General features: G+C 39.6%; 4 protein-coding genes and 1 pseudogene. 3 read left to right on the forward strand and 2 right to left on the reverse strand.

Going from position 1 to position 4303, the window contains the following annotated elements; translation table 11 throughout:
• Positions 1–110: pseudogene (locus LPKJCM_RS12980) on the forward strand (IS5/IS1182 family transposase); the annotation flags it as partial.
• A 706-nt stretch (positions 111–816) separates the two neighbouring features.
• Here the strand turns inward: LPKJCM_RS12980 and LPKJCM_RS11730 are convergent.
• Positions 817–1833, reverse strand: coding sequence for a hypothetical protein (locus tag LPKJCM_RS11730; protein ID WP_057962643.1), 1017 nt, complete (start codon positions 1831–1833; stop codon positions 817–819).
• A gap of 713 nt (positions 1834–2546) precedes the next feature.
• On the opposite strand from LPKJCM_RS11730, the gene LPKJCM_RS11735 reads away from it, so the two are divergent.
• Entirely contained in the window at positions 2547–3371 is an 825-nt protein-coding gene (locus LPKJCM_RS11735; RefSeq protein ID WP_057961961.1) for a ParA family protein, read from the forward strand.
• A 3-nt stretch (positions 3372–3374) separates the two neighbouring features.
• Positions 3375–3743 (forward strand): hypothetical protein, encoded by a 369-nt coding sequence (locus tag LPKJCM_RS11740; protein WP_057961960.1) that lies wholly within the window; start codon positions 3375–3377, stop codon positions 3741–3743.
• 221 nt (positions 3744–3964) lie between these two features.
• On the opposite strand, the gene LPKJCM_RS11745 is transcribed toward LPKJCM_RS11740, so the two are convergent.
• Positions 3965–4303, reverse strand: a 339-nt coding sequence (locus tag LPKJCM_RS11745) for an integrase core domain-containing protein (protein ID WP_165758614.1), incomplete at its 5' end; no start/stop codon positions are given.

Here is a 4303-nt window from a genome sequence, read left to right on the forward strand (position 1 = left end):
GTTGGCTAGAGACTTGTCGGCGACTTTGGAAAAATTGTGAGCGTCAATTAACCACCAGTCTGCAAATGGTCGTTTTAGCGTTTTTAGCACTATTACTTAAGAGATTTTAGACAGCTTCTTAGAGGAAAAGCTCTTCTACATTGGTTTACTTCAAGACGCCAGGCAGATCGACAATGACCGCTCAGCTGCCTTTCTAATAACCGCGTTTGGAGCTTATTTAGGTCACCATGTCGAATGGTTTGTCGGCAATCGGTGAACCCAATTTTAGCGCTTAGCGGATATAAATATCGATTTACGCTAAGCAATCTCACTTGATTATTTAACGGTAACCAGGCATCTAAGAACGCCATTAATCAACCAGAGGGGGGTGTGGATTACGTTTACAGATCCATGTAGTGACAAGTGTCAGAGAACGCCCAGGCGGCCCTGATAGATAAATTCAACGCCATGGGCGACAAAAAGGATCGGTTCCTATGCTAGTTAATCCAAAATAATGGTTGTCGGTTTGGCTGGGTCTAAAACTTAAACCATTCAGCTTGGCAGCGGATACCACAAGTGCAAAGATGTTAGGGATCCCTTAACGTTCATTTTCTAAAACGATAAACCGGAATAATGCCTGAATGGGACGTAACGGCAGCTTCTGATCTACAAGCAATGTGAAGATTTGCCGACCAACCGCTATTGGACAAGTGCGCAATTTTAACCCCTCCCACTGTGCGGCAACTAACGCCATTAAAGCGGCCCTCAAGCCCGAAAACGATAAGATCATCCGGAATTTAGGGCGTGCAAACTAAGCCTAGCTAGCACTGGTCTTAGTTAGTAAGCATACGCGGGCGTATAGGAATCTTCGGGATAGTTTGCGGGATCGTAATGCAATTCCTGAAGGTATTTATCACAACTTTCTTCAAAATAATTTTTTAGTGAGACCATGATGTATTTCTCAACCCCGACCGGATTAGCAGTTTTTCGGTTGGCACTGTATAAGATTCGCTGGAGGGTATCTGCAAGTTTGTCTCGCATTTCGGTATTTTGTTCCAGCGATACCGCCAGCCCCATGTCTTGGACTTCGCTATGCCGTTTGTAAACCGCTTTCTTGGCTTTATAAACTAACCCGCCATAAGTGTACAGCTTTTTAGCATCACCAAACGAAAGACTTCTCATGATGGAGACTGCCCGTTCCGGGAGTCCGCCTTGTTTAACTAATTGATCGGCAATAATATCCATTTCCATGGCATCAAGCCCCTGGTTTTTAGTAGCCCCTGGTTTTTTAGGTTTCTCTGGTAGTTGCGTTGGTTGGGAGTTGGGGGCAACATGTTTAGTTGAGTTATCCACAGCCCGGGGTTCTTTCCTTGGAAATCTTGCGAGAATCGAGCTATTTTCCCCATTTCGTGTATCATTTGTATAATCTGTTTTATATGTCAAAATATGATTTAAAGTCTGATTTGGTAGAAATTTTTTCCACCCCCCCCAGCAAAAATTACCAGGGGTGTACCAGAATGGTGAAGTTGCCGTGGCAAACCGCGGAATGAAAATCCGGTAAGTTGCGTTGGTTTTGGTATTGTAACGAGTGATCCATTTCTCATCGACCAGTTGATCCATATAACTAGCGACTGTTCTTACCGAGACGTTGATGTCCTTGGCCATCTGTTCATTGGAGTAGATAATGAAGAATGCCCGTTTGTCTGTGTCAAAATAATCGAGAGGCCGTTTAATGGACGATTCCATGCGATCATATAAATGATTGAGGATGGAGCACTTGGTTGGGTTAAACCCCTTTTTTTCAAAAAAGTTAAATTGGCGAATAAATTGTTTAGTTCCCTTGATGATGTGCATGATTAATCTCTCCTATCAAAAAAGAGCGACAAGGTTACTTTCCTTGCAGCTCTTTTTTAACGAATTAATCATAACGCATCATGATTGGATTGGGATTCCTAAGGGGTATGTATAGAAATCGTTGTCAAAATATGGTATACTTTCGTTGTTAAAATGACGGGTGTGTCTAACACCCACAAAACAATTTGAAAAATATTCTCAATATTTTTGACTGAACGTTAAAAAGGTCGTGCAAGAAGGGGTGCTTCTTGTGTGGCTGCATGAATGGTATGGCCATACCATTCATGCAACGTTCTCTTTTTTTATCTTTATTTTTTATGGGTTCGCAACTTTGCGTTCCCTTTTTTTATTTACAAGCATATTGTACATGACGCCAGTTGGCGTGTAAAGCCTAAATTAAGCGTTATTGGTGTCTGTAAACATTAGCAAAAGTTCACTTGTGTAACAAGTAAATAATATTTACAAGTAAACTATATTTACAAGTAAACTTTATTTACATGTAAATGGATGACTGCCTATATCCGTTACGATATAGCTTTCACACATGTCGTAAATAATATTTACAAGTAAACTATATTTACAAGTAAACTTTATTTACATGTAAATAAACATAAACTTTTCTTTAAAAAAGTTGGAATTGACCAAAATGTTTTCTCGTATACAGTTGAAAACGCAACTTCGAAAATGTATACTCTTGCTGAGGAGATGATTGTATGAGCGCAGACGTATTTGTTGTAGGGAATTTTAAGGGCGGCGTTGGTAAGACGAAAACCGTGACGATGCTTTCCTATATATCAGCGGTAAATAAACACAGGAGAACTTTAGTGGTTGATTTGGACCCACAGGCCAATGCTACCAGTATATTAGCGAAAACAGGTAATATAACAGATATTAACAAGAATATTACCGATGGTTTTACGAACGGTGATCTTACTAATCAGATTACTCCGATTATTCCTAATCTTGATTTAATTGCGTCTAATACACAATTTAGTCGTTTACCAAAAATGTTATTACAGTCTTTTCCTGACGATGATAAAAGACAGGTTACATATTTGAGACAATTGTTAGAACCATTGCGAGAACAATATGATGCCATCTACCTAGATGTGCCACCAACCATTAGCGATTTTTCGGATAATGCAATGATGGCATCAGACTACTGTATTATAATTTTACAAACGCAGGAACTGAGTTTTGATGGTGCCAAAACTTACATTAACTACATGCAATATCTGATTGATAATTACGGAGCCAAATTGGACATTGTTGGAATACTGCCGTGCATGTTACGTGCTGGTGGGCGTGTTGATAAGAAAGTACTTTCAGATGCACGCCAAGAATTTGGGAATAACGTCTTGAATACAATAGTTACTTATCAAGAACGACTTAAAGCATATGATGCTGAAGGTATATCAATGGGTAAAATTTATACTGGTCAAAACGATCAGTGGGATCAACGGGCACATAAAGTGTTTGAAAACGTTTTAGACGAAATTGATCTTCATAAATTAGCACTACAAGAGGAAGAAGGTTAAAAAATGGACGATAGTCAAAAGAAGAAATTGCCACAAATCAAGCCGGTACTTGAGCATCCTCAATCTTCTCTTAAAAGTAAGAGTGTTAATATTAAAGGGCAAAACAGTTTTGGACCTATTACTGGTATGCAGACTCGACCAAAGCAAACCGACAAAAAGAAAAAAAAGGCTATGACAGTGCAACGTGTTTCTAAAGAAAGCGTTGAGAAACTACGTGTTTTGTCGTATTTTCTCCCCCCAGAGGAGGCTCATGAAAAGAAAACTTTCGATTCTCTTCTTAACCGTTTAATTCAGACATACACTGAAACGTCTATGAATAACCGACAAAAAGATATGTATAATACTCTACTTGAAAAAGAGCGAGAACAGTAACCTTAACAAATGCAAACGATATTTATCTGTGCTACATGTTATACAAGTAAATATTATTTACTTGTATAACAATTGCTAGTCTTTCTTGAAGAACATATTTATTGATCTATTGTTTTAGGGGTCAATGGAACATCCATGCGAAAAGTAGCGGTAGGCTGGTTAATAAAAAGGCAGAAACGGAGCTACCCCGGGTCAAGTAGACAATTAAATAATTAAAACTGTTATGCAGTTTCTTCAACGGTATGATTCCGGTATTCCACTGGGGTCATGCCGTTGAGTGTTTCTTGTCGTCGTTCGTTGTTGTACCAGTTAATGCACTTTTGAATTAAAGTGATCATCTCGATCTCAGATAACGGTTGTTCGAAGGCAAAAAATGCCGTCTTGATGTGACTCCAGAAGCTTTCCATTGGGCTGTTATCCCCTGGAGTTCCTGGCCGCGACATACTATGGACGATGCCCATTCCAGCCAATGCAGTAGTATAGCGTCCGGATGTATAGCTTGATCCCTGGTCGCTGTGAATCAACCCTGGCTTGACACCATGATTATTCTTAATGGCAGC

Source organism: Lentilactobacillus parakefiri, from assembly GCF_002157585.1.
GTDB lineage: Bacteria > Bacillota > Bacilli > Lactobacillales > Lactobacillaceae > Lentilactobacillus > Lentilactobacillus parakefiri.